Genomic DNA, 26,541 nt, shown 5'->3' with positions numbered 1-26,541 from the left:
ATTTGTCATACCTAATTTGTCTACAAATGTTCCTCAGCCCGCATATCTTTATTCTAAGTGCCGGCAAATGTTTACACCACGTATTTAGTACTTCTTACTAATACTATGAGGAATTGATCCTCTCTAAAAACCCAATTAACAAAAACCCCTCAATTTTTCGTTAGAAAACGAATGGATATTAACGATTTTATAGTACAAGTTGCCATCGCAGAGCATAAAATCTTTGCCGAGCAAATTGTAGAAGAGATGGCAGAATCTGCTAAAGCACGCGGCACTGGTATTGCTAAACGATCATCAGAGTATGTTTCAGGTAAAATACAAGATGGAAAAGCTGTCATTGCCTTTCATAAAGATGGGTCTTGGGCAGGGTTTTGTTATATCGAAACCTGGAGCCATGGTCAATTTGTTGCAAACTCGGGTTTAGTAGTTGCACCTCCTTATCGAAAGATAGGCTTAGCACACGCCATTAAAGAAAAAATCTTCGAGCTTTCGAGAGTAAAATATCCAAAGGCGAAAATCTTTGGCTTAACTACTGGATTGGCCGTTATGAAAATCAATTCAGATCTTGGTTATGAACCTGTAACTTATTCTGAATTAACGCAGGATGAAGATTTTTGGAAAGGATGCCAGAGTTGTATAAATTTCGAAATTCTCAAAAGCAAAGAACGTAAAATTTGCATGTGTACTGCGATGCTCTATGATCCTGCCGAGAAGAAACATGAAGCTGCAAAAATGTTTGCAGAAGAATTGGAGAAAAAACCAAAATTATACGAGCGTTTTATGCGTATAAAGCAGCGGCTTGTGCTTAAGAATAAACCAAAACCGCGCCTAAAAACGATTATAGCCTTTTTAATTTTGGTTATTAAGCATAAGATCACCGGATAAAATATAAGTTACCCCAATAAAAAACAAAAAGTAAAATGAGTAACAAAGTAGTTTTAGCGTTTAGTGGAGGATTAGATACTTCCTTTTGTTGCATATATCTTGCGCAAGATAGAGGATTAGAAGTTCATTCTGTAATTGTAAACACGGGCGGTTTTTCTGCCAGTGAACTTAATGAAATTGAGGAGCGCGCTTATGCTTTAGGTGTAAAATCTCACGCCGTAGTTGATGAAACGGAAAGCTATTACAGCGGTTGTATAAAATATTTGATTTTCGGCAATGTATTGAAAAACGCAACCTATCCACTTTCAGTGAGTGCAGAACGCGTTAGCCAAGCTACCGCAATTGCGCATTATGTGAAAAAGATTGGTGCTGATTATGTAGCCCATGGCAGTACTGGTGCAGGAAATGACCAAGTGCGCTTTGATATGATTTTTAACATCTTAATTCCCGAAGTAGAAATCATTACGCCAATAAGAGACTTGAAATTATCCCGCGACGCGGAAATTAAATACCTAAACGAACACGGTGTGGAATATAGCGCCGAGAAAGCACAATATTCTATCAATAAAGGCCTTTGGGGAACTTCTGTTGGCGGTAAGGAAACGCTAACTTCTAATGAGACATTACCAGAAAGCGCTTGGCCAACTCAAGTTTCAGAAACTGAAAGTCGTAAAATAGAATTAACATTTGAAAAGGGAGAATTGGTTGCCCTTGACGGTGAGCAGTTAGATCCTGTAAAGGCGATTCAAAAATTACAATCCATCGCTCAACCGTACGGCATCGGCCGGGACATGCATGTGGGTGATACCATTATTGGCATAAAAGGCCGAGTTGGTTTTGAGGCTGCAGCACCTATCGTAATTATTAAAGCACACCACACGTTAGAAAAACATACGCTAACTAAGTGGCAATTAAGTTGGAAAGAGCAATTGTCTTCCTTTTACGGGAATTGGCTGCATGAAGGGCAATTTCACGATCCGATTATGCGGAACATTGAAGCTTTTCTAACAGACACCCAAAAAATGGTAAGTGGAAAAGTTTTTGTTGAGCTTCTACCCTATCGTTTCCAAATTATCGGTATCGAATCGAACCACGATTTAATGAGCAATCAATTTGGCAGCTACGGCGAAATGAACAATGCCTGGAGCGGCGAAGATGTAAAAGGCTTCTCGAAAATATTTGGGAATCAGGTGATGATATGGAATAAAGTTAATTCGAAAGCGTAGCTTTTGAAGGTTTAAGGAGAAAGGTAAAAGGTGGAAGAGTAGCACTCAACTCCTACACCGTACACCCTAACCCTTAACCCCTAAACACATTGAAAATGAAGATAAGAGTTGGAATTATTGGCGGTGCAGGATACACCGGTGGAGAAATGCTGCGTATTTTGATTAATCACCCAAACGTAGAAATCACTTTCGTACATAGTACAAGTAATGCAGGCAATTTAGTTTGTGATGTTCATACGGATTTAATAGGCGATAATGATTTACGTTTCACAGATGACACTGATTTTGATAAACTTTATAAAGCCTCCCCTTCTGGGGGAGGTTTGGAGGGGGCTGTATTGTTTCTATGCGTTGGCCACGGCAATGCAAAGAAATTTTTGGAAGCAAACCCGATCAACGCTGCTGTAAAAATTATTGATTTGTCGCAAGACTTCAGGCTAACTGATAACTCGCAACTCGCATTACGTAACTTTGTGTACGGTTTGCCCGAACTAAATCGCGAAGCGATAAAAACCGCCAACAACATTGCCAATCCAGGGTGCTTTGCAACATCTATTCAATTGGGACTGCTGCCATTGGCATCAAAAAACTTACTAAAGGGAGAAGTTCACATTAATGCAACTACGGGATCAACTGGCGCTGGTCAAGGCTTATCAACAACCTCCCATTTTAGCTGGAGAAATAATAATTTGTCTATTTACAAGGCTTTTGATCACCAACATTTAGATGAAATTGGAGAAAGCTTGGCTCAAGCTATTGGCAAAAAGTCCGCTTTAGGGGATTCAGGGACAACCTTAAATTTTATACCCCAAAGAGGTGCCTTCCCAAGAGGAATTTTAGCTTCCATGTATTTGGATACTAATTTAACTGAAGACGAAGCATACGAATTGTTCGAAACTTATTATCAAGATCATCCATTCACTCACGTAAGTAAGAAAAATATCGATTTAAAGCAGGTAGTAAATACCAACAAAGCTTTGATCCATTTAGAAAAACACGGTAATAAACTTTTGATTGTTAGCATGGTAGATAATCTTTTAAAGGGTGCAAGTGGTCAGGCGGTACAGAATATGAATTTGATGTTTGGGCTTGCCGAAGATACTGGATTGAAATTAAAAGCTAGTTATTTTTAGATTAAAGCTGAAAATACTCAAAGTTTTAAGTCATACGTTTTACGTGATAAGTTTTACCTTTCCGATTGAAAAAAAAGATATGCAGAATTTTAAAGAGTTAAAAGTTTGGGAAAAGGCACATCGAATTACGTTGAGTATTTATAGAGAGAGTGCAAAGTTTCCAAAGGAAGAAATGTATAGCCTTACAAATCAACTTCGGCGTGCCGCATCCTCAATTCCTGCAAATATTGCAGAAGGTTGTGGCAAAAATTCTCAAGCAGATTTAGCTAACTTTTTAAATATTTCACTTGGTTCAGCAAATGAGACAGAATATTTTCTCATTTTATCTAAAGATTTAAAATACCTGAGCGAAGACACATTTACACTATTATCAGACAATATAAACGAAGTAAAGGCAATGCTTATCAGTTTAATTGCAAAGGTGAGAAATAAACACCCTGCCCCTTAACTTAAAACCTATTACTTACAACGTACAACTAACATGACCCTATTCGACGTTTACCCACTTAACAATATAGAAATAACCAAAGCAATTGGCAGCAATGTTTGGGATGCTAACGGCGATAAATATTTAGATTTATATGGCGGGCATGCGGTAATCTCTATCGGCCATACGCATCCGCATTATGTAAAGCGACTAACAGATCAACTTAGCAAGGTTGGTTTTTACTCAAATTCTGTTATCATTCCACTTCAAAAACAACTTGCTGAAAAACTTGGCGAAGTGTCTGGAAAAAAAGATTTTCAATTATTTCTTTGCAATTCAGGTGCTGAAGCGAACGAGAATGCACTAAAACTTGCTTCTTTTTATAATGGCAGAAAAAAGATCATCGCCTTCAATGGCGCCTTTCACGGCCGTACTTCTCTTGCTGTTTCGGTAACCGACAATCCAAAAATTGTTGCGCCGATAAATCAAAATGAAAATGTAATTTTCTTGCCATTAAATAATGAGGTTGCTTTAGAAGAAACTTTTACCGCTCAGGGCAATGAGATTTGTGCGGTTATTATTGAAGGCATTCAAGGAGTCGGAGGAATTAAAGAGGCATCAAAAAGCTTCTTGCAAAAAATCCGTTCGCTTTGCGATGAACATAATGCGGTCTACATTGCAGATAGCGTGCAGTGTGGTTATGGCAGAACAGGAATATTTTACGCGCACGATTACGCTGGCGTAGAAGCCGATATTTACACCATGGCAAAAGGCATGGGAAATGGTTTCCCAATTGCCGGGATTTCAATTGCCCCAAAATTTAAACCATGGTATGGCGAGTTAGGAACTACTTTTGGAGGAAACCACTTAGCTTGTGCTGCAGGCTTAGCTGTTTTGGAAGTAATGGAAAAAGACAAATTGATGCAGAACGCAGAAGAAGTTGGCAATTATTTAATTTCCGAACTTAAGAAATTCGATCAAGTAATAGAAGTTCGTGGAAGAGGATTAATGATTGGAATAGAACTTCCCGAAGAATTAGCTCATGTTAAGAAAAACCTATTGTTCAATCACCATATTTTTACCGGTGAAGCCAAACCAAATGTAATTCGCTTGCTTCCCGCCTTAAATGTTACAAAAGAAAATGCCGATGAGTTTTTGGAAGCATTTGAGATAGAGGTTGAAAAGGTTTAAGGCATAAGGCTTAAGGTAATGAGAGTCTACAAAAAATTAGATGTTTGGAGGAAGGCGCATGAAATGAATATGTTTATCAAGAAAGATATTTCGACTAAATTTCCAAAAGAAGAAAAATTTGAATTAACGTCTCAACTTACACGAGCGTCGTTATCTATTCCTTTAAATATTGTAGAAGGTTGCGGAAGATTCACAGATAAGGATTTTGCCCACTTCTTAGATACCGCATTAGGGTCGACCAATGAAATAGACTATTGCTGCTTATGTGCATTTGAATTGAAATATATAAGCGAGCAAGATTATGAAAAAGTAAATAAATCAATAAATGAAGTTAGAGCAATGTTGATTTCGTTTTTAAAATTCTTAAGAGCAGGTGGAGGGATAAAACCTTAAACCTTATACCTAAAACCTTATACCCTAGCATGACCCAATTCACCTCTGTACACGATGTACCTGACATTAAACAACTAATAGAAGATACTCTCAAGTTGAAAGCGAACCCTTACGCGCACCAACATTTGGGTAAGAATAAAACCTTGGGTCTTGTATTTATGAATCCAAGCTTGCGGACTAGGTTAAGCACGCAAAAAGCGGCTATTAATTTAGGGATGAATGTTATGGTTATGAATCTCGACAAAGAAGGTTGGGCGTTAGAAACCGCAGATGGCGTTATAATGAATGGGGGAAAAGCAGAGCACATTAGAGAAGCAGCCGCCGTAATGGGTCAATATTGCGACATTCTAGGTCTAAGGTCTTTCCCAAAGTTAGAGAACAGAGAGGAAGATTACAGCGAAGATTTTTTCAATAAATTCATTAAATATTGTGGCGTTCCAGTAGTAAGTTTAGAGAGTGCAACTCGACATCCTTTGCAGAGTTTTGCCGATTTGGTAACGATAAAAGAAACTTGGAATCACGTTCCAGCTCCCTTCCCTTCAGGAAGGGTTGGGGTGGGGATTCCAAAAGTGGTTTTGGCATGGGCGCCGCATATCCGCGCTTTGCCGCAGGCAGTGCCCAACTCTTTTTCAGAGTGGATGTGCCGCGCGCAAAAAGAGGGGATGTTAGACTTTACGATCGCTCACCCAAGTGGCTACGAACTTTCGGAAGATTTTACTCCTGGAGCGAATATTTCCTATAATTTAGAGGAGGCTATAACAGATGCTGATTACATTTATGTGAAAAATTGGAGCAGTTACAAAGAATACGGAAAAATACTGTGCTCTGATAGCCAGTGGATGCTAACCAACGAAAAACTGAAACCAACCAACAATGCAAAAGTAATGCATTGCCTGCCCGTTCGTAGAGATTTGGAATTATCCTCAGAGATTTTAGATGGACCAAACTCCTTGGTTATTCAAGAAGCAGGAAATAGGTTGTGGGCTGCACAAGCAGTACTTAAATCGATGTTGGAAGAATTAAAATAGGAATTGTTACAAGTTATGGGTTACGTGGTGTGTGTCTAAGCGACCTGACTTGTAACTTAAAACTTTCAACTTATAACTTAAATGAGAAAACTTACCATCATCAAAATAGGCGGAAACGTAATCGATAACTCCGAAAACCTCCATCAGTTTTTGCTGGATTTCACTGCCTTGCCGGGCGAAAAAATCTTGGTTCATGGAGGTGGAAAAGTGGCTACAGAACTTGGAAAAACGCTAGGGATCGAACCAAAAGTGATTGATGGTCGAAGAATTACCGACATAGAAACCCTGCGGGTTGTAACGATGGTTTATGCAGGTTTGATCAATAAAAATATAGTTGCGCAATTGCAGACGAAAGGTTGTAATGCCATCGGACTTACCGGAGCTGATGGAAATATAATTAAAGCGAAAAGGCGACCAATTGTTAAAATTTCCCCTTCCGGAGGAGATTTAACTGAGGAAATAGATTTTGGCTTCGTTGGGGATTTAGATAAGAATTCTGTTTCTACTTCGATGGTAACTAACTTGTTAAATATTGGACTTGTGCCGGTACTTTGCGCGATTACGCACGATGGAGATTCGCAGTTGCTAAACACCAATGCGGATACCATTGCATCGGCAGTTGCTGTTGCCATGTCTTCAGTTTATGAGACGCGTTTGGTCTATTGCTTTGAAAAGAAAGGCGTGCTAAAAGACATCAATAATGATGAATCAGTTTTTAGAGAAATAAGAGCAACAGATTTTGAGCGGCTGAAAGCAGATGGAACTGTAGCAGGCGGAATGATTCCGAAACTACATAACGCGTTTGAAGCCATTAAAAAAGGAGTTTCTATGGTATATATTGGTAAGGCCGATGAGCTTGACGAATTAGATAAAGGGACTTTTGGAACGAAAATGGCAATTTGAGGTTAATGGTTAGAAGGTTAGCGGTTAAAGGATTTGTGGTTAGTTAGGCGTTATTTTATCGAAACGCATACCAAAAATTAAGATAAAAAAACGAAATCGAGAATGGAAAAAATAGAGATTTACTCAAGTAAGGGAAAATCGTTTTTATTATTAGTTGGATCTCTTTTATTTGTTGTTGGTGGAATTTATATGTTTATAAATGCTGAAAATTTCGCTGGTTACGCAGCAAGAAGCCCACTTTTTATAAAAACAATTGGAAGTGCTTCAATTTTGTTTTTCGGATTAGGAATATATGTTTCAATTAGACAACTTTTAGCAAATCAACTACTTGTAATTGTTGACAAAATAGGACTAAATGTTAACCCAAGAAAGTCGCTTACCGAATGTATTGAATGGAAAAACATAAATGGTTTTTCCGAATTAAAAATACAAAGTCAAAAGTTCGTAATCGTTGATGTGGATAATTCAGATTATTGGATTGAAAAAGAAGAAAATAGAATACGAAAAAAATTAATGAAATTCAATGTGGATAAATGTGGTTCGCCTTTTAATTTATCCGCAAACTCAATGCAAATCAATTACGCTGAACTTATGAAAATATTAAACGAAAACTTGAGTAAATATAAAACCTAATAGCGGTTTCAAAAAATGGCGACAAATCTGCTAAATTTACATTTTTCTTTAGTAAGAAAAATTATCCTGGCAGAAAATATGTGGTTACGAAGTTCGCCACTCGTAAAAGCTGCGAAATGTAGGCAAGATGCTTACACAGTTGATAGGAAAACTTAAAAGAGCACCACTGCTACGAGTACCTAAACCTGATAGTAGCGAGCACGTAGGATAACCCCTTGGGGGTTACCCGAAGTAAAGCGAATAGCAGGAGCAAACTTTAAAGATAAGCAGACAACTGCTTTTCAAAATCAAAAAATTATTAGTGGTTTTAATTACAAAAATCTTATAAAAAATGACAAAAAAAATAGCCATTATAGGCAGCGGGAATATCGGATTATCTTTAGCAAAAGGCTTGGTTAAAACCGACTTTGAACAGTCAGGAAATATAATTTTGACTAGAAGAAATCTTGCTCACCTTTCATCTTTAGCCGCTGATGGATTTAAAACTACCTCCGACAACCACAAAGCTGTTGAAGACGCAGACATCATTATTTTAGCGGTATTACCGCAGCAACTTAACTCCGTTTTAGAAGAAATTCAAAGCGCTATTGTAGAAGAAAAGCATCTAATTATTTCTGTAATATCTGGTGTTACCTGCGCAGAAATCAAGAGTAAACTCGATAAAAAAGTGGAAGTAATTAGGGCAATGCCAAATACTGCGATTGCCATTGGCCAAAGCATGACCTGTATTGCGACTGATGGCGCAGGCGAAGAAAATCTAAAACACGTGACGAAAATGTTTGAAACCGTTGGCATGGTAATGAAAATAAATGAAGACTTAATGACTTCTGCAACTGCACTTTGCGCTTGCGGCGTGGCTTTCTTTTTAAGAGCAATTAGGGCAGCATCTCAAGGTGGTGTAGAAATCGGATTTCATGCAGATGAGGCGTTAAAAATGGCTGTCCAAACTGCAAAGGGAACCGCAGACTTACTGTTGATAAACCAAACTCATCCGGAAACCGAGATAGATAAAGTAACTTCGCCAAAAGGCTGCACCATTGCCGGCCTTAATGAGATGGAGCATAATGGTTTTAGTTCCTCACTAATAAAAGGCATTAAGCTTTCTGCGCTTAAAGCAGGGAATTTGTACTCAAAAGATTAAGGAGCAAGTAATAAACCAAAAGGGTGAGCGCATAGGCGAATGCTGACTTGATACTTGATACTAAATATTCGATATTGTAGAAAGGTGTAGGGTTTTTGCTCAATGTCTTGATACATGATACTAAATACTCGATACTTGAGACCATGTTAGAAAAAATAAAAGAGGAGTGCTTTAATTTGTTGCGAGAGTTGATCAAAATTCAATCTTTTAGCAAAGAAGAAGATAAAACGGCAGATTTAATTGTCGATTTTTTAGAAAATCGAGGTGTTAATACTCATCGTAAGATGAATAATGTTTGGGCGTACAATAAACAATTTGATACTGCAAAACCTACGTTGCTTTTAAACTCACATCACGACACCGTGAAACCAAATTCAGGATACACCCGCAATCCTTTTGATGCCGAAGTGGAGGGCGACAAGCTTTTTGGTTTAGGCAGCAATGATGCTGGTGGTTGCTTGGTTTCGCTAATTGGCACTTTCTTATATTACTACGATCAAGAAAATTTAAAATATAACATCTGCTTGGCTACCACTGCGGAGGAAGAGATATCTGGCAATAATGGGTTAGAATTAATTTTACCAGATTTAGGAGAACTAGAATTTGCAATCGTTGGAGAGCCAACAGAGATGCATTTAGCCATTGCAGAGCGGGGATTATTGGTACTGGATTGTGTGGCGCGCGGTAAGGCTGGTCATGCCGCGAGAGAAGAGGGAGATAATGCCATTTACAAAGCCTTAAAAGATATTGAATGGTTTAAAACCTATCAGTTTCCTAAAACTTCGGAAGTTTTTGGTCGGTTGAAAATGACTGTAACCATAATAAATGCAGGATCGCAACATAATGTGGTGCCGGCAGATTGTACTTTTACGGTAGATGTTAGGGTTACGGATGCCTACACAAATGAAGAAGTTGTAAAAATAATTAGAGCGAATGTAGATTGTGAGGTAAAGCCGAGATCTGTTAGGTTGAAACCTTCCTCTATCGATAAAAACCATCCGGTTGTATTGGCTGGTATTGCATTGGGTAAAGAAACTTATGGCTCGCCAACTACTTCAGATCAAGCTTTGCTCAGCATTCCCTCTGTAAAATGTGGCCCAGGTTTTTCTGGTCGTTCACACATGGCTGATGAATTTTTATATGTTAAAGAAGTTGCGGAAGGAATCAAAGGATATGTTGGAATGTTGAAGGAGGTTTTAGGAAGTATGAGTTACGAAGTTTGAAGTACGGTATAACCAATTCGAAAACAGTAGTTAAAAAGATATGGCTAGCGAAGAATTGAAAATCCGAACTAAGAAATTCTCAATTTCGATTGCGAAGTTGATTCAAGACTTGCCTTATAGTTTAATTAACAAGAGCTACACCAATCAATTGATAAGATGTTCGAGCTCAGTTGGTGCAAATTATAGAGCAGCGCAACGAGCAAAATCTACAGCCGACTTTATTAATAAGTTAAAAATTGTAGAGGAAGAATTAGATGAATCTATGTTTTTTTGGAACTATTAACAGAGTTTAATACCGATAAAAAAGTAATTATTATCCAAAATTGGAAAGAAGCTAACGAATTACTTTCAATCATTGTTTCTTCTATTGTAACTTCACGGCGCAATGAAACGAGTAAATAATTTTAATTACCTCATTCCATTTTTAAATTATAGCTATAAAATATTTATTCATAACCCACAAACCCCAGCGTACTTCGTACCTCGTAATTCGTAATTCTCATGAAAATTTGGCAAAAAAATATAGACGTAAATCAACTGGTGGAAAGCTTTACCGTTGGTAAGGATAGAGAGTTAGATCTGCAAATGGCAAAGTTTGATGTATTGGGTTCGCTTGCACACACTCAAATGTTGGAGACCATTAATTTGCTTAGTGCCGATGAATTAATCATCGTACAAAAAGAATTAAAAAATATTTATGCAGAAATTGAAGCAGGAGATTTCGTAATCGAAGATAGCGTAGAAGATGTACACTCGCAGATTGAATATCTGCTTACACAACGTATTGGTGAAGCTGGTAAAAAAGTTCATAGCGGACGATCGCGTAACGACCAAGTTTTGGTGGATCTGAAACTATTTTTCCGCTCATGCATTGAGGACATGGTTGGACAAACTTCCATTTTATTTAATGAGTTGATCAAACTGAGCAACGAACACAAAGACAAATTACTACCCGGCTATACACATTTGCAAATTGCTATGCCTTCCTCTTTCGGATTATGGTTTGGCGCATATGCAGAAAGCTTGGCAGACGATATGGAATTGATGCTTGCAGCATGGAAAATATGCAATAAAAATCCATTAGGTTCTGCAGCCGGTTACGGCTCCTCATTCCCTTTAAACAGAACTTTAACTACAAAACTATTAGGTTTCGAAAGTTTAAATTACAATGTGGTTTACGCACAGATGGGTCGAGGGAAAACAGAAAGAATTTTGGCGCAAGCCATGAGCGGCATAGCGGCAACTTTGGCTAAAATGTCAATGGATGTTTGTTTGTTCATCAATCAGAATTTTTCCTTCATCAGCTTTCCACCAGAGCTTACAACAGGCTCGAGCATTATGCCACATAAGAAAAACCCTGACGTTTTTGAATTGATTCGCTCACGTTGTAATAAAATTCAGGCGCTGCCGAATGAAATCGCCATGATGATTACCAATCTTCCATCCGGTTATCATCGAGATCTACAATTGCTAAAAGAGAATCTTTTTCCAGCCATAACATCGCTAAATGAATGTTTAGAAATTGCTACTTTCATGTTTCAAAACATCAACATCAAGAACAACATTTTAGAAGATAAGAAATACGACTACCTATTTAGCGTAGAAGTGGTAAACGATCTTGTTTTAAAGGGTGTACCATTTAGAGAAGCTTACAAAATAGTTGGTGAGCAGATAGAAAATGGCACGTTTGCACCATCGAGCGAAATAACGCACACACATGAGGGTAGCATTGGCAACTTGTGTAACGATGACATTTCTAAGGCGATGCACCAGGTTTTATCTCAATTTGGTTTCGAAAAAGTGAACAAAGCAATAAAAGATTTGGTGAGCTAAATTTTAGTAAATTTGTTTGAAATCCTCATTTAGAACGTTTAGCCTAAAATAGCGGATTATTTATCCATACTTAGAATTTAAACGGAAAGAAAAAATGAAAATCAAGGATCAACATATTGAAATCCGAGAATATGCTATCTCCACTTCCAAACAGAGGATGGATGCTCTATTTTACATGCAAACACATTGGATCAACAATAATGGGAAACTCATGGATATTGCAGACGATTTCTACTTGGAATTTATTAAACTCCTAAACAATAATAAGGTGGAGTATTTACTTGTTGGAGGGTTTGCCGTTAATTATCATGGCTATCCTCGAACTACGCACGATTTAGATTTATGGGCTAACAACAACCCGAAAAACTCAGTTAAACTTTTAACCGCAATAGATGAATTTGGTTTTAATGTGGATGTTTTGAAAGGCGTCTATTTGAAGGGGAATGAGCCAATAAAGTTGCCCCACGATAGCATAAGCTTTAAAAAGATAGAAATATTAGCAGATATTTCTGGAATGTATGATTTTGCTATTGCTTATGAAAATAAAATTATAACCTCGTACGATGGCGTTGAAATACCATTTATCGGTTTTGATGATTTAATAAAAAATAAATTATCATCCGGCCGAGCAAAGGATCTCGATGATATATCCATTTTAAGAAAGATTGTTGAGGAAAGAAAAGAAAATAAACCCGTTAATTCAGACTCTAACACTTTGAAACGTAAAGTTCCAAAATCTTAATTAAAGAAACATTTAGATTCCGAAATAAACACCCCATTACGGAACTTAGCTCACCTTTTTTTTAGAAATGTGTGCAGGTTGGAAAAAAATTAAATTAAAATTATGAAAGTTTCAAAAGTAGCCAGCACTTTAATTGGCTCAGAGATTATAAAAATTGGCAACGAAGTTAATGAAATGAAGCGCAAAGGCGCCACTATTGCTAACCTAACTATTGGCGATTTCGATTCGAACGTCTACCCAATACCGACGGCATTAAAAAACGGAATAATAGAAGCTTACAATGACAATCAAACCAATTATCCGCCCGCTGATGGTGTGTTGGCGCTCCGCGAAACAGTCTCCGATTTATTAAAAGACCGATTTAATTTAGATTACTCAGCCAAAAGCATTCTAGTTTCTGGCGGATCTAGACCGTTGATCTATGCCACTTATTTGGCACTGATAGATCCAGGAGATACCGTTGTTTTCCCTTCTCCATCTTGGAACAACAACCACTATTGCCACTTGACTTCTGCAAAGGCTGTGGTAGTGAAAACCGATGCAGCGCATCATTTTATGCCAACCGCCGCACAACTAAAACCTTATTTAAAAGGTGCAACCTTATTGGCTTTGTGCTCGCCTTTGAATCCAACAGGCACGATGTTCGATGCAGACTCACTAGCGGAGATTTGCGACGCAGTGTTAGAAGAAAATGCATCTCGCAAGGCAGATGAGAAGCCACTATATGTAATGTATGATCAAATTTATTCCTTACTAACGTTCGGAAAAGAACATGTAAATCCAGTAACCTTGCGTCCAGCCATGACTCCATATACCATTTTTATCGATGGCAGTTCGAAGTGTTTGGCAGCAACCGGCGTGCGTGTAGGCTGGGGTTTCGGTCCGGAGGATATTATTGCGCGGATGAAAGCATTTGTAGGTCACATGGGTGCATGGGCTCCAAAAGCAGAACAAGTGGCCATGTCTAATTTTTTCAATGATAAAAAAGAAGTCGACAACTTTTTAACCGATTTTAAAGCTAAAATAAGAGAAAGTTTAACCACGCTGTACGATGGTTTTCACGACTTAAAAAATCAAGGTTTTGCGGTAGATGCCATCGAACCAATGGGTGCTATTTATCTAACTATCAAAATAGACTATATTGGAAAAACCACCGCAGATGGGCAGGTTTTAAAAGACAGTAACGATGTTAACTTTTATTTAATTAAAGAAGCAGGCGCTGCGTTGGTGCCCTTTTCTTGCTTTGGCGACGAAAACGATATGCCTTGGTTTAGAGCCTCAGTTGGCGCTTGTACCTTGCAAGACATTAAAGATATGCTACCAAAAATTAAAATCGCACTGAGTAAATTGAAATAGGTTTTCTTTGAAAGTAGGGTAGCAATTTTTTCAGTAATTGCTACCCTACATTTACAACAAGACAACTTCATCGAACAACTTTCTTTAGAGTATTTGATGGATTACTTTGCAACAGGTAAGCGCTAACGATCGAGGTGGCATCCGTTCTTCGGACTTCGTCCTAAAAGGATACAATGAAGAGGGTGTAAAAGCGCCCAAACTAGGTTGAAAACAAAACTTAAGGAATTGAGATTGTCAGTTAATTTACGCCTTAAATTCACTGGTTTTATGAAAATCTATATCGGGATAATCCTGCTTGGTTAAATTTATCATATAATCACTATCTGCTAGATACACTGGATTTTCTTCTTTATCCATTCCGATATGCTGTTGTTTACGTTTTACAAACTCTTCTAATTTTTTTCTATCAGGAGACGTTACCCAGCTAGAACGAGAATAACTTAAGGTCCGAAATCTACATTTTGCGCCATATTCATGCTCCAGCCGAAAATTTATTACTTCAAACTGTAATTCACCAACTGCACCAATTACTTTTCTATTTCCGGGCTGCATCACAAACAACTGGGCAACCCCTTCATCTGTTAATTGCTCAATTCCTTTTTCCAACTGTTTGGTTCGCATTGGATCTGTGTTTTCTACCTCCTTAAAAATAGATGGCGAGAAACTAGGAATTCCTTTAAATTGTAATTTTTCGCCTTCCGTTAAAGTATCGCCGATTTTAAAATTGCCACTATCGTACAAACCCACCACGTCTCCCGGCCAAGCTTCTTCTACAATACTTTTTTCGTTGGCCATAAAATCCATCGGGTTACTAAACTTTAGCTTTTTATCTTGTCTAGTGTGATAGTAAAATTTATTACGTTCAAATTTTCCCGAACAAACTCTTAAAAATGCAATTCTATCCCGGTGTTTTGGGTCTAAGTTGGCATGAATTTTAAACACAAAACCACTAAAATTTTTCTCATCAACCTTTACATCGCGCTCTTCGGCCTCCCGGTGTTTGGGACTTGGAGCGATCTCTATAAATGTGTCTAGCAACTCTTTAATCCCAAAATTATTGATTGCACTACCAAAAAACACAGGCGCTACCAATCCTTCTGTATAAAGTTCTGCGTCGAGCTTCCCGTAAATGCCATCAACCAACTCTACATCATCTTTTAATTCTCTGATCTCTTTCTCTTTAAGATAATTTAATAATGACTCGTCGTCTAAATCATTCGCAGCGACTACAGAATCGGTTACTTTTGTCTTATCAGAATTAAAAAGATTTAAATGTTTATGGTAAATGCTATACACACCCTTAAACGTGTGCCCTTGACCAATTGGCCAAGAAAGCGGGCAAAGGCTAATGCTTAATTTAGTTTCTATTTCATCTAACAAATCATACGCGTCTTTACCTTCCCTATCCATTTTGTTTATAAAAATGATTACCGGCGTGTTACGCATTCTGCAAACAGACATTAACTTTTCCGTCTGTTCCTCCACTCCTTTTACACAATCTACAACCAAAATAACACTATCTACCGCAGACAAAGTTCTATAGGTATCCTCCGCAAAATCTTTGTGACCCGGAGTATCTAAAATATTTATTCGCTTTCCGCTATATTCAAAACCCATTACAGAAGTAGCTACAGAAATTCCACGCTGCTTTTCAATCTCCATAAAATCAGAAGTATTGCTTTGATTGGCTTTATTACGCTTCACAGCGCCAGCAGTGTTTATTGCGCCGCCAAACAACAGAAACTTTTCTGTTAAGGTTGTCTTACCTGCATCAGGGTGACTTATAATGGCAAAAGTTTTACGTTTTTCTATTTCTGGGTGAAGCATTTTGTTATTTAAGTTCTAAAAAATTGTAACCTTATTGGAGGTTCGCGAAGCCCGCAAAGATACAAAAATGAAAATGGTAGTTGCTGCTTAAACTACAGCCAAGGAAGAGATGATAACTAAGAAGGAGCTAAATTTCCTTTGCAAATTATTACAACTCTATCATAGTTACATAATGAAGACAAAATAAGTGGATACAGCGTATTTAACGCAAAATTAAAAACCTCTTTAGATTTTAATCAAAGGCAATTATAATTATATTTGTGACCGTAAGCTAAAAATAATAATGAGAGAAATTCAGTTTAGAGAAGCACTTCGCGAAGCCATGAATGAGGAGATGCGTAAAGATGATCGTATTTTTTTAATGGGTGAAGAAGTTGCGGAATACAATGGCGCATATAAGGTAAGTCAAGGTATGCTCGACGAATTTGGCGCAAAACGTATTATCGATACGCCAATTTCTGAAATGGGTTTTACCGGTATTGCTACAGGTGCAGCAACTGCGGGCCTAATACCTATTGTAGAATTTATGACTTTTAATTTCTCTTTGGTAGCGATAGACCAGATAATAAATGGCGCTGCCAAAATTTTGTCTATGAGTGGAGGTCAATTCTCTTGTCCGATGGTTTTTCGCGGACCAACTGGGAATGCTGGTCAATTGGGCGCGCAACATTCTCAAAATTTCGAGAACTGGTTTGCAAATACTCCAGGCTTAAAAGTAGTTATCCCAGCTAATCCATACGATGCAAAGGGACTTTTAAAACAAGCTATAATAGATCCAAATCCGATAATCTTTATGGAATCTGAAGTGATGTATGGCGACAAAGGAGAAGTGCCGGAAGAAGAATATTATTTAGAAATTGGCAAGGCAAACACTGTAAAAGAAGGTAGCGACGTGACAATCGTTACTTTTGGAAAAATGCTTAGCCGTGTGGTAAATCCTGCGGTAGAGGAATTGACGAAAGAGGGCATCAATGTAGAAGTTATAGATCTGCGTACTGTACGGCCAATAGACTATGCTGCAATCATAAATTCTGTTAAAAAGACAAATCGTTTGGTCATTGTAGAAGAGGCATGGCCGTTGGCTTCCATTTCTTCTGAAATTGCATTTAACGTTCAACGAAATGCTTTCGATTATTTAGATGCGCCAGTATTAAGAATTACATGTGCCGATACCCCACTTCCATATGCACCAACATTAATTGCTGCGAGCTTACCTAATGTAGAGCGCGTAGTTAAAGCCGTTAAAGAAGTAATGTATGTAACAAAGTAACATCAGGCAAAAAATAGAGGTCCAAATCTCTCGAAATAAAACCTCGAGAGATTTTTTTTGACTTTAATTTTAAAAAGCCCGCTAAAACTTTGAATTCAATGCAAGCTGTAAAATATGGGTATATTTATCGCTTTCAGTTCCTACTACAAAAGTATTTAAGTAGCTTAAATCTACATCTAGCCCTTTAGAAATTCTGTATCCAATGCCCAGTAGCCATCTATTCTGATCGAAAAAGTGATTGTTTAATTTATCCTTATTTTGAACATTTACAAAGACCTCATCCTGCACTACGGCGTAACAGCCGTTGGTAAATTTTACTTGGCGGCTGCTTAGAGGCTGTTGCGCCTTAAAACGATAGCGCAAACGTTGCGTAAAAAAATCGTGGTTAGATGTCGGTTCGATAAATCGCTGTTCTAACCTAAATCTGTGTGTTATACCGGCACTCCACAAATTTTGTTTTAATAAATATTGTTCGAAAACTCTTCTATCGTCTTCTTTAAGATGAACAAGTTGACTTTGCCTGGTACTCGCAAAAACGCCTCCAAAGCCAATTTCTTGGTTTGTTAGAAAATTATAGTTTATGCCAGCATTTACTTCCACCTGTTTTAGGAACGATAAATGATCTGAGGTTCGCAATTGCACATCGGTAAAACCAGAAAGTCTTTCTGTTAATTTAACATTGTTGGTTAATGTAAACCAACCGGCATGAGCTGCTTTACTTTGTGCCAATAAAATGTAAGGCACTAGCAGAAAACAGAAAGTAACAACGTATTTTATCATATTAAATGGCGACGAAACTACGAATTTTTATTTGGTCATTAAGCATTAGGTTTATATGCCTGAATTGAAATGTTCAAAAACTTAATCCCATTTTTATCAAACAAAATTTTCTTAAATTGCAGCCCTTATCTAAAATAGAACAAATATGATTATTGAGCCAAGAATGAGAGGTTTTATCTGTTTAACTGCGCACCCTGAAGGATGTACTCAAAACGTAAAAAACCAGATAAACTACGTAAAATCAAAAGGTAAAATAGATGGTCCCAAGAAAGTATTGGTTATAGGTGCTTCAACAGGCTTTGGCTTTTCTTCTAGAGTAACGGCTGCATTTGGCTCAGGCGCTGCAACTATCGGCGTATTTTTTGAAAAACCACCTCAGCCTGGTAAAACTGCTTCGCCAGGTTGGTACAATAGTGCTGCTTTTGAGGTTTTAGCAACTCAAGAAGGTCTCTATGCTAAAAGCATTAATGGTGATGCATTTTCTAAAGATATAAAAGCAGAAACATTAGCCTTAATCAAAAAAGATCTTGGCCAAATAGATCAAGTCATTTATAGTCTGGCATCTCCGGTTAGGAAAAATCCAGAAACAGAAGTTTTACACCGCTCTACGCTTAAACCTATTGGACGAAGTTATAGCAATAAGACAGTAGATTTCCACACAGGAATCGTCTCCACGGTATCGATAGAACCGGCAACGGAGGAAGATATAGAAAATACCATTGCTGTTATGGGCGGCGAAGATTGGTCGATGTGGATAGACGCTCTTAAAGCAGAGAATCTGCTTGCAGATGGTGCGACAACAATAGCCTACTCATATATTGGCCCTGCAGTAACCAAACCTGTTTACAGAAAAGGAACTATTGGCCGCGCGAAAGATGATTTGGAAGCAACCGCTTTTAAAATCACTGAAAGACTCGCTGACATAGGTGGAAAGGCATATGTGTCTGTAAATAAAGCGCTAGTGACACAGGCAAGCTCTGCAATACCAATTATACCTTTATACATTTCATTATTGTATAAAGTGATGAAACAGAACAACACGCATGAGGGCACGATCGAACAAATCCAACGATTATATGCAGATCGCCTGTACCAAAACGGTATCGTTCCTGTAGATGAAAAAGGACGGATTCGCGTAGACGACCTGGAGATGGAGGCCGACGTACAACAACAAGTTTCTGATTTATGGGAAAAAGCTAGCACAGAAAATCTTCAAGAAATCGGCGATTTACCCGGATACAAATCTGATTTTCTGAATCTTTTTGGTTTTGCAGTTGACGGTGTTGATTATGAAAAAGACAGCAACGAGATGGTGAAAATTCCTAGTATCGCTTCCTAATCGACCTACTGTTGATTTGGAATAAAAATGTTATCTGCATCAAAATTTAGATTGATGAATAGCTAAAAGAGCTCGATCATTCCAATTGAGCTCTTTTAAACTACATGCACTGATTGTAACTTAACTGCTTTTAGTAAAATTTAATCCCTCAGAGTTCGTTTGGCGCTCAGAGCAGCTCGGAAATTCGCAATCGAAATGTCCTTTCGTTATGCATTTATTAGCTTCTGACCCTACAAAATATGTTTTTCGCAAAGTATTTTAAACACCTAATTGAATACATTTCTTTGGTCAGGATTTGCTTTGGAAATCCTGCAAAAATTTTGCGAGCGAATATTTTTTTTGATCCAGATAGATCTATAGCTCTTAAAATTGAATGCCTTTCCAGCCGGATTTACTCATTTCGAGTTGCAGAATTCGTATTGATTTTGTTATTTTAGCTGATTCACATCAGAATAGATCAACGATCTCTAAAATGTAACGAAATATAGATGTTATATACGAATGCTCAATAAAGGACAGACGTATGTTAGACATTGCGTACGTTTGAAGGATTTTTGGCCTTTACTTTCGTAATTCTATGTTAACTCCAAAAATGGGCGCAAGAAATGAAAATGATTAGCGCAATGATATTAAAAAAATTAGTTCTTGCAACCGTCCTTAGCGCCGGCATCTGTATTGCCTTCATGACCCAATCTAATAGATTAATTCCCTTAAAAAAGGGAGATCAAGACACTTTAAAATTTACAGTGAGCGACGCGCCAGAATGGTCTGCACTTTTTAAACGAAGTAGCGGTTGGTTTGGTGCCGATGGAATTTTTGCAGTACCAGTAAATGGTATAGACAAACAAAATAAAACCCCGGTAAAAACTATGCTTATATTTAGTGATACGATGCTGGGCGAAATCTCAAAGGGCAAGCTACAGCCGGGTTTCCAAATGATCCACAACTCTATAGCCTATCTAAATGGTCGAGAACCGCTCAAAGAGACCATTTCGTTCTATTGGAAAACAAATGAAAAAGATCAGCCGTTTTCTGTTTTCGAACCAAAAACTAAAAACACTAAATCCTGCGAGTATTTATGGCTAGGCGATGCATTTGTAAATAAAGATTTAAATAATGCGACGTTTATATTTGCATATCGCATTAAAACGATAAACGAATCTGCATTTGGTTTTGCCGAGGTGGGCAATGTGTTAATCAAAATACCTGCAGGCAGTAAACCTCCTTTCGTTGATCAAAAACAAATGGATACACCATTTTTTATACCTGCGCAAAACGGAAAGGATGAAGTAACTTTTGGAGGCAGTATATTTGTAAATACAGCCAACGCAGGAGCAAGCAAACCCGATGGATATGTTTACGTATATGGGGTTAAGGGAAAAGAAAAAAAGGTGGTTGTCGCTAGGGTTCGACCGAAGGAATTTGAGCAGTTCGGCACCTGGCGTTTCTGGGATGGAATTAAGTGGAGTAACAACATCAATAAGGTGGCTGGCATTGCAGATCAAGCTTCGAATGAACTAAGCGTAAGTGAGCTTCCCGACGGTCGGTACGTGATGGTTTTTATGGAAGGTATTTTTACAAACAAAGTTGGGCTGCGTGTTGGTAAAACACCAATAGGTCCGTTTGGGTCAGTAATCAATGTTTGGGATGCAGAAGACGCTATTGAAGATAAGAATTTCTTCACCTATAATGCGAAGGCACATCCTGCGCTATCAAAACCGGGAGAATTGCTCATCAGTTATAATGTGAATTCGTTTGATTTTTCGCACGATTTAAAGAAGTACCCAAACCTATATCGACCTAGATTCATCAAATTGAAATTAGAGTAAGCGTTTAGCAAAATTACGGCCCCATCATCTCTTAATGATGCCTCTAAATCTGTCGATATTTTTGCCGACTGTCTTATTATAGAAGGCACCAAAGAATAAACTTATGACTGCTTAACCTAGAATGGAGCTCTATTTAAAGCATTGCAATAGATTGGAGAGAAGCAATTTAAATGGACATGTTAGCGCTGACTGGTCGCAATTCGAGGGAAATATTAATAGAAAGCACGAAAGCTTTTGAAAATGAGTAACAGATTGTATGTCAATTTTTAGAGATATCGATCAAAGCGGCATCAGATAATAATTGATCTGTTTAATAAACTTCTTATTTCTCGCGTTTGATCTTATGATTTACAAGCGACAACAATACATTTTACCTTAAAAAAGCAGCGCTCCTAAACAAGGAATGCGTATTTTTGTAAATATGCATACGGAAACCCAAGAAGAAACCTTTACGCTCGACGAGATTTTAACATCTATAAAAACGGTCCGTAGGCTTATTCTGTGGAATGATGAAGTAAACACTTTTGAACATGTCATTTTTTGTATGACAAAATACTTAAAATACAGTGAAGCGCAGGCCGAAAAAATCGCACTCAAAGTTCATACCGAAGGGAAATGTACGGTGTTAGAAGGAAGCTTTACAGAAGTGGAAGTTTATAGAAAGATTCTCAAACAAGAAGGGCTTACTGTTTCTGTAGATTAAATATTGCTAAAAATTGATTTATTTAATATTCCCAAAGTCCTTGCTCGTAATCGAGTAAAGAATTTTGAATTTTACCGGATTCGTATAATCGCTCTCTCGGATCGGCAATAATATCTTTTAATTTATTATCTCCAGGGTTAGATTCCTTTACAATGTAACTGGTAAATAACCTACGAATGAAAAAATCGTCAAAACTTAAAGTAGACGCATCGTTCATTGTGTTTACCAAGCGTTTTTTAGAAAGGACCTCTCTTGCTTCTGGATAGTAAATCCAAAAAATTGGTTGCCATTGGTTGGTGGTAGGATTAAGCTTAAGTGGCGCAATTCCCACTATCCTTGGCTCAAACACAGACCTCTTGCTGTCGAAAATCCAGTCTTCTTTTATTCGATATTTCAAAAAAGATTCAGGATTAAAATCATTTACTACTGTTGTAACAGTTCCTGTTTTATTGTCAGAAACCTCCACAGTACCCAACGCGACACTGTTCGCAGAATCTGCTTGCATGGGATTGTTGAAAGCGTCGTCTTCATTCAGTAGACTATCAATTGGCGCATATGCTGTCAATTCACCGTTTTTTACAGCATTTAAAATGACATCTATCAATCTAGATTTTGGAGCTCTTAAAACGGAATTAACTGTATCGCGTAGATCTATTTCGCGCCAAATTCTTTTCGCATAAAATACGTCTTCGTCTCTTACGTCAGGTAAAGGAACCATTTCGGTGCTATCGATATCCTTGCGAGCATAAAAACCGTCTTTCGGCGGTACTTTAAGTTTCTTTCTAGCCGACTTTGTACTTTGAAGCGTATCTGCAATTGCTTTAGGTGTATTTGGAACTTGAGCGTAAACCGAAGCCGCGAACAAAGTAAAAACTAAAATGCCTAAATTCTTTTTCATAACTGTATTATTTAGCAGAAAATGCCACTGAAGGCAAAATTCTCTGCCGACCGTCGGGCCCTTGAGAAACGATATCCTCGAAGAACACCCTCGTGCCGGGAGTAATGGCATTAATTGCAGACCGAACTGCACCTGTAAAACTTCCACCACTACCCGAAATGGTCACAGCGTCTGAGCGGGGCTTAATAATGGTCACTTTATAACGCAGTATGGTAAATTTTACATCAAATGGAAAATCATCCAAATCTGCTTCAATTTCCGACTCTCTTTTAAGCTGTACAGACGCAACGTCGCCACCTGCTCTACCCCCTACTTTTGCTACAGGAGCCGGAATTGCTTTTACCCTGAATTTTTGAACACCCAAACTGACAGGCTTTCCATTATTGTCAGCAGAAACACTTATCGAAACTTCCGATCCAACTAGGCCACCAGCAACGTTTACCATGTAATTTCCATTTCCACCACTCATAGATCCTTTAGAAATAGATGCTCTAACACTTTGCAACGGAAAACCGGCAGCAGAAACCGAAAACGGGTTGGGTATACCTGCGTAGATTACATTTAACTTTGTTGATGATACGGTTGCAGAAGGCTTCGCCACCTGATAACTTTGCTCTGCTGTTTTATATTCTTTAATTTGCCCATCTGTTTGCTTTACCCTGATTGTACCAACCCATTTAAAGACCCCTACGCTACCGGTAGAGCCGGTATAAGTTGCTTTACCTTCTCGAACTGCCAACGGACTTCCATTAACAGTTATATTTGGATTTGACTTAGAATCGCTAGCAGTTAAAAATACTTGCGCGCTATACGGTTGCCCTTGGATAACGTAAGAAGTCGGTGCCACTGCTACTGCAGCGAATTGATCTATATTGACTAGTGCCTTATCCATATTTCCAAACAATTTCTTTACTACTTCAGCCTCCGCGTTTTTAGTGTCTGTTTGTAACTTCGTAAGTATAGTCATTGCTGCTGTTAGGGGCGTCCCCTCTCCAAAATAAACATCTTCCCACTTTCCCTTCCTTTTCTGGGCCGGGTCTTTTGCTTCTAACGTAAATGAAATATTTTTCCCGTCAGTTGGGCCCAGTAAAGCGATCAACTTTTCTCGAGTTTGATTAATTTTTTGCTTAAGCTTTTCCCCTTCTTTCTGGTTAATCATGATGGTCTGGGCGATGTCCATATTCTCACGGCGCTTTAAGTCACCAGTTTCTGGGTCAATTCCATCGCCTGCAAGTGTAAATTTTTGTTTTAGACTTTGTATGTAACTGTTCAATCCATCGGCAACTTCTTTAGCCTGTTTAGCTCTTTCGTAAATTGGCTGAGCACGGGCAGGTTCTTCCTTGAGTTTAGAATTCTCAAAAGCAGAAAAAAGTTGATCGATACTTACATTGACATTATTTTTTGATGTTTCTAAACTATCGTTTATATTTTTAAAAGCATTTAATATCGTGTCTGATACATTTAACGCAAGCATAGCAAGCAATACCAAATACATGATATTGATCATCCGCTGCCGCGTTGTTTCTTTTCCTCCAGCCATTTGTTAGGTAGTTCTTTTTAAATTAAAATTAAACCGTTAAACCCTTGGCCCATTCATTGCCGATAACATATTGCCGTAGATAGCATTTAGAGAAGATAAGTTTTTGGCTAGTCTATTCACCTCTTCTTTAAACTGTTTAGAATCCTCCATAGATTCATTAAAGTTTTGCATGGTTTGCGATAAGTTTGCATAGAACTTATTCATAGACTTCAGGTGCGCACTAGAATCTTGCAACTCTAACTCATATACCGCATTCAACGCAGATAAATTTCTTGCTAAATTATTAACCTGGTCGTGATAAGCCTGAGAATCTACCTTGCTTTCGCCCATTGCTCTTAAATTAGAGGTTGCACTTTCAAAGGCTGAGCTCAGATTGTCAAATCCGGCGGAGGCAGTCTTAACTTTGCTAGTAAATTCATTAGTAGCCAAAGAAGCATCGGAAACTTTAGATATATTGGCCACTTTATCACCAAATGTTCTTAGACCGGTTCCCAAACTCTCGATTAACTCTGGGCCTATTTTAGCGTCATTAAGCATTCTGTCTAAAGCAGCAGTGCTATTTGCCGGGGCTGCTGCAACTGGTCGGGCTGAAACTGTCGGTAGTTCACCTTTAAAACTTTCATTCAATTCCGGATAAACTCTATCCCAAGCCGGCTCAGGTTCTGGCGGAAAAAATCCTGTTAGGAAAAACAGACATGCTTCTACACCCAACCCTATACCAATAGCATAATTCCCAAGTATTCCACCAATGTGTAGAATCTTAAATAATGCACCGATGATCACAATACTTGCTCCCCACGAGATTGCTAAGTGTAACCAATTTGGTTGTTTTTTTGCAGCCATAAAATTTATATTATTTTTTAATTTTTATTTAAAACTTTAATTTTTCATAGTGGTACCGGGATACGCAGAAACGCACCTGAAACCAATGTAAGATCTTTGCTGATCCTGATACTCGTATGTAGAAACCGAGTTTTGCAAAAAATAACCTGTATCTTTCCAAGAACCACCTTTTACCACTTTTCGTTTTAGATACTTGCTGTCATTTACACCTGCATCGTATGTAAAAGTTGGATTCAAATCATGCAGCATCGGTGATGCCGATTTGTTATAGGCGGTTTTAGTCCACTCTGCCACATTGCCTGCCATATTATACAATCCATAATCATTTGGGAAATAAGAATACACGCCAACTGTGTAAATTCCACCATCGCTTGAATAATCTCCGCGGCCAGGCTTAAAGTTTGCCATTAAGCAACCTTTTGCATTTCTGATATATGGTCCGCCCCAAGGATATTTAGTCTTAATGTTTCCACCTCTCGCGGCGTACTCGAAGTTAGTGGCAGAGGGCAACTCATAATCTAACCTTGCATTAACAGGTATTTTTCTAGCCGCTGCGGCCCCTTGATAAAGCTGACTTCTCCACTGCGCAAACGCACTTGCCTGTTCCCAACTAACACCAACCACTGGATAATCGTCATATGACGGGTGGTTGTAATATCCACGAACCATTGGATCGTTCTGAGAATAGGTAAAATCCGTTTTCCAAACCATAGTATCTGGATAAACCGCAACTGTAAATCGATCGATATAGTCTTGACGTCTGCTATTCGGATCCTTATGTCCTTTAGCCGCTTTATCAAGATTTAGGTAGCCGTAAGCATAAATTAGCTTTCTAACATCAATCTCTTTTTTTCCAGGCAGTGCATCTAACCCAGAATAATACATACCGTCCAACTGACTTGTTGCGGCGGTTGCTTTACCCTTCCCACCTCTCCAAATATTTTGTCCGTTCTTGCCTACCTTCTTCCAGTCTATAAACTTTTCGCCACCCAAGTTTTGACCGTTTTTTGATTGCTTGGTAAACTGTGCCGGCATGCCCATCATAACCAGCGCAATAGAATCTCTAACCCAGTTTGTAAACTGACGATAATCGGCATTGCTAATTTCCGTTTGATCCATGAAAAAAGCGCTTATCGTAGTCATTTTGCTAGGGCCATTCTGAGAGAAAGTAATGTCTTCATCATCGCCTCCAAGCGGAGTATGCCCAGGCGGAATGAAAACCATCCCAAAGGGTACCTTATTGTTCTTAAATTTCTTATTGTAAGCTCCTCTCAGCTCGCCGTCATTACTAGAGCCGCAGCTCGCCAATAACACGGTAACACTTACAAACACCAACAGGTAAATTTTCTTCATTTTTTATCAATGTGTACAGCACACCACCATATTCAATTTTCAAAC

The 26,541-nt window shown here is 38.3% G+C and carries 25 protein-coding genes; 19 read left to right on the top strand and 6 right to left on the bottom strand.

Features of this window, described 5'->3' with window-relative positions:
• Positions 1–171 precede the first annotated feature (171 nt).
• From ACVWYG_RS04805 to ACVWYG_RS04735, 15 genes are all read left to right on the top strand, one after another.
• Entirely contained in the window at positions 172–885 is a 714-nt protein-coding gene (locus tag ACVWYG_RS04805) for a GNAT family N-acetyltransferase (RefSeq protein ID WP_457269016.1), read from the top strand.
• A gap of 35 nt (positions 886–920) precedes the next feature.
• Entirely contained in the window at positions 921–2,111 is a 1,191-nt protein-coding gene (argG, locus tag ACVWYG_RS04800; RefSeq protein WP_457269015.1) for an argininosuccinate synthase, read from the top strand.
• Positions 2,112–2,206: 95 nt separating this feature from the next.
• Positions 2,207–3,244, top strand: coding sequence for an N-acetyl-gamma-glutamyl-phosphate reductase (gene argC / locus ACVWYG_RS04795; RefSeq protein ID WP_457269014.1), 1,038 nt, complete (start codon positions 2,207–2,209; stop codon positions 3,242–3,244).
• A 79-nt stretch (positions 3,245–3,323) separates the two neighbouring features.
• Complete coding sequence (locus ACVWYG_RS04790) at positions 3,324–3,692, top strand: four helix bundle protein (protein WP_457269013.1); 369 nt, start codon at positions 3,324–3,326, stop codon at positions 3,690–3,692.
• A gap of 33 nt (positions 3,693–3,725) precedes the next feature.
• Positions 3,726–4,862, top strand: coding sequence for an aspartate aminotransferase family protein (locus ACVWYG_RS04785; RefSeq protein ID WP_457269012.1), 1,137 nt, complete (start codon positions 3,726–3,728; stop codon positions 4,860–4,862).
• Positions 4,863–4,880: 18 nt separating this feature from the next.
• Positions 4,881–5,255: a four helix bundle protein gene (locus ACVWYG_RS04780; RefSeq protein WP_457269011.1), complete on the top strand. Its 375-nt coding sequence runs from the start codon at positions 4,881–4,883 to the stop codon at positions 5,253–5,255.
• Between the two features lie 29 nt (positions 5,256–5,284).
• Complete coding sequence (locus tag ACVWYG_RS04775) at positions 5,285–6,283, top strand: acetylornithine carbamoyltransferase (RefSeq protein ID WP_457269010.1); 999 nt, start codon at positions 5,285–5,287, stop codon at positions 6,281–6,283.
• An 81-nt stretch (positions 6,284–6,364) separates the two neighbouring features.
• Positions 6,365–7,186: an acetylglutamate kinase gene (gene argB / locus ACVWYG_RS04770; RefSeq protein WP_457269009.1), complete on the top strand. Its 822-nt coding sequence runs from the start codon at positions 6,365–6,367 to the stop codon at positions 7,184–7,186.
• 102 nt (positions 7,187–7,288) lie between these two features.
• Positions 7,289–7,819 carry an STM3941 family protein gene (locus ACVWYG_RS04765; protein ID WP_457269008.1) on the top strand — a complete coding sequence of 177 codons (531 nt, stop codon included), beginning with the start codon at positions 7,289–7,291 and terminating at the stop codon, positions 7,817–7,819.
• Positions 7,820–8,150: 331 nt separating this feature from the next.
• Positions 8,151–8,960 carry a pyrroline-5-carboxylate reductase gene (proC, locus tag ACVWYG_RS04760; protein WP_457269007.1) on the top strand — a complete coding sequence of 270 codons (810 nt, stop codon included), beginning with the start codon at positions 8,151–8,153 and terminating at the stop codon, positions 8,958–8,960.
• Between the two features lie 143 nt (positions 8,961–9,103).
• On the top strand, positions 9,104–10,183 hold the full coding sequence (locus ACVWYG_RS04755; protein WP_457269006.1) for a M20 family metallo-hydrolase: 1,080 nt from the start codon (positions 9,104–9,106) through the stop codon (positions 10,181–10,183).
• 40 nt (positions 10,184–10,223) lie between these two features.
• Positions 10,224–10,466 (top strand): four helix bundle protein, encoded by a 243-nt coding sequence (locus ACVWYG_RS04750; RefSeq protein WP_457269005.1) that lies wholly within the window; start codon positions 10,224–10,226, stop codon positions 10,464–10,466.
• Between the two features lie 218 nt (positions 10,467–10,684).
• Positions 10,685–12,016, top strand: coding sequence for an argininosuccinate lyase (argH, locus tag ACVWYG_RS04745; RefSeq protein ID WP_457269004.1), 1,332 nt, complete (start codon positions 10,685–10,687; stop codon positions 12,014–12,016).
• A 94-nt stretch (positions 12,017–12,110) separates the two neighbouring features.
• A complete protein-coding gene (locus ACVWYG_RS04740; protein ID WP_457269003.1) occupies positions 12,111–12,758 on the top strand; it encodes a DUF6036 family nucleotidyltransferase in 648 nt (215 codons plus the stop codon).
• A gap of 102 nt (positions 12,759–12,860) precedes the next feature.
• The gene (locus ACVWYG_RS04735) at positions 12,861–14,114 is read left to right on the top strand and encodes a pyridoxal phosphate-dependent aminotransferase (protein WP_457269002.1); all 1,254 of its coding nucleotides are present in this window, start codon (positions 12,861–12,863) and stop codon (positions 14,112–14,114) included.
• 243 nt (positions 14,115–14,357) lie between these two features.
• Here the strand turns inward: ACVWYG_RS04735 and ACVWYG_RS04730 are convergent, their stop codons facing one another.
• Complete coding sequence (locus ACVWYG_RS04730; RefSeq protein WP_457269001.1) at positions 14,358–15,941, bottom strand: peptide chain release factor 3; 1,584 nt, start codon at positions 15,939–15,941, stop codon at positions 14,358–14,360.
• Positions 15,942–16,224: 283 nt separating this feature from the next.
• Between ACVWYG_RS04730 and ACVWYG_RS04725 the strand changes: the two genes are divergently transcribed.
• Positions 16,225–17,211, top strand: a complete 987-nt coding sequence (locus tag ACVWYG_RS04725; RefSeq protein WP_457269000.1) for a pyruvate dehydrogenase complex E1 component subunit beta — start codon at positions 16,225–16,227, stop codon at positions 17,209–17,211.
• A gap of 81 nt (positions 17,212–17,292) precedes the next feature.
• Here ACVWYG_RS04725 and ACVWYG_RS04720 read toward each other — a convergent pair whose 3' ends face one another.
• Entirely contained in the window at positions 17,293–17,991 is a 699-nt protein-coding gene (locus tag ACVWYG_RS04720) for a DUF2490 domain-containing protein (RefSeq protein ID WP_457268999.1), read from the bottom strand.
• Between the two features lie 145 nt (positions 17,992–18,136).
• On the opposite strand from ACVWYG_RS04720, the gene fabV reads away from it, so the two are divergent.
• The 3 genes from fabV to ACVWYG_RS04705 all read left to right on the top strand — a co-directional run bounded on the left by fabV (position 18,137) and on the right by ACVWYG_RS04705 (position 21,862).
• Positions 18,137–19,330: an enoyl-ACP reductase FabV gene (gene fabV / locus ACVWYG_RS04715; protein ID WP_457268998.1), complete on the top strand. Its 1,194-nt coding sequence runs from the start codon at positions 18,137–18,139 to the stop codon at positions 19,328–19,330.
• 623 nt (positions 19,331–19,953) lie between these two features.
• Complete coding sequence (locus ACVWYG_RS04710) at positions 19,954–21,159, top strand: DUF4185 domain-containing protein (protein ID WP_457268997.1); 1,206 nt, start codon at positions 19,954–19,956, stop codon at positions 21,157–21,159.
• Positions 21,160–21,580: 421 nt separating this feature from the next.
• Positions 21,581–21,862: an ATP-dependent Clp protease adaptor ClpS gene (locus ACVWYG_RS04705; protein ID WP_457268996.1), complete on the top strand. Its 282-nt coding sequence runs from the start codon at positions 21,581–21,583 to the stop codon at positions 21,860–21,862.
• A 22-nt stretch (positions 21,863–21,884) separates the two neighbouring features.
• Here the strand turns inward: ACVWYG_RS04705 and porN are convergent, their stop codons facing one another.
• The 4 genes from porN to porK are packed head-to-tail and all read right to left on the bottom strand — an operon-like array spanning position 21,885 to position 26,496.
• A complete protein-coding gene (porN, locus tag ACVWYG_RS04700) occupies positions 21,885–22,760 on the bottom strand; it encodes a type IX secretion system ring subunit PorN/GldN (RefSeq protein WP_457268995.1) in 876 nt (291 codons plus the stop codon).
• A gap of 7 nt (positions 22,761–22,767) precedes the next feature.
• Positions 22,768–24,300, bottom strand: coding sequence for a type IX secretion system motor protein PorM/GldM (porM, locus tag ACVWYG_RS04695; RefSeq protein ID WP_457268994.1), 1,533 nt, complete (start codon positions 24,298–24,300; stop codon positions 22,768–22,770).
• 36 nt (positions 24,301–24,336) lie between these two features.
• On the bottom strand, positions 24,337–25,143 hold the full coding sequence (gene porL, locus ACVWYG_RS04690) for a type IX secretion system motor protein PorL/GldL (RefSeq protein ID WP_457268993.1): 807 nt from the start codon (positions 25,141–25,143) through the stop codon (positions 24,337–24,339).
• Between the two features lie 36 nt (positions 25,144–25,179).
• On the bottom strand, positions 25,180–26,496 hold the full coding sequence (gene porK, locus ACVWYG_RS04685) for a T9SS ring complex lipoprotein PorK/GldK (RefSeq protein WP_457268992.1): 1,317 nt from the start codon (positions 26,494–26,496) through the stop codon (positions 25,180–25,182).
• Between the last annotated feature and the right edge of the window lie 45 nt (positions 26,497–26,541).

It is taken from the genome of Pedobacter sp. UYEF25, from assembly GCF_054061655.1.
The sequence above is the reverse complement of the archived record's forward strand: the minus strand, read 5'-3'. Positions and strand labels throughout refer to the sequence as shown.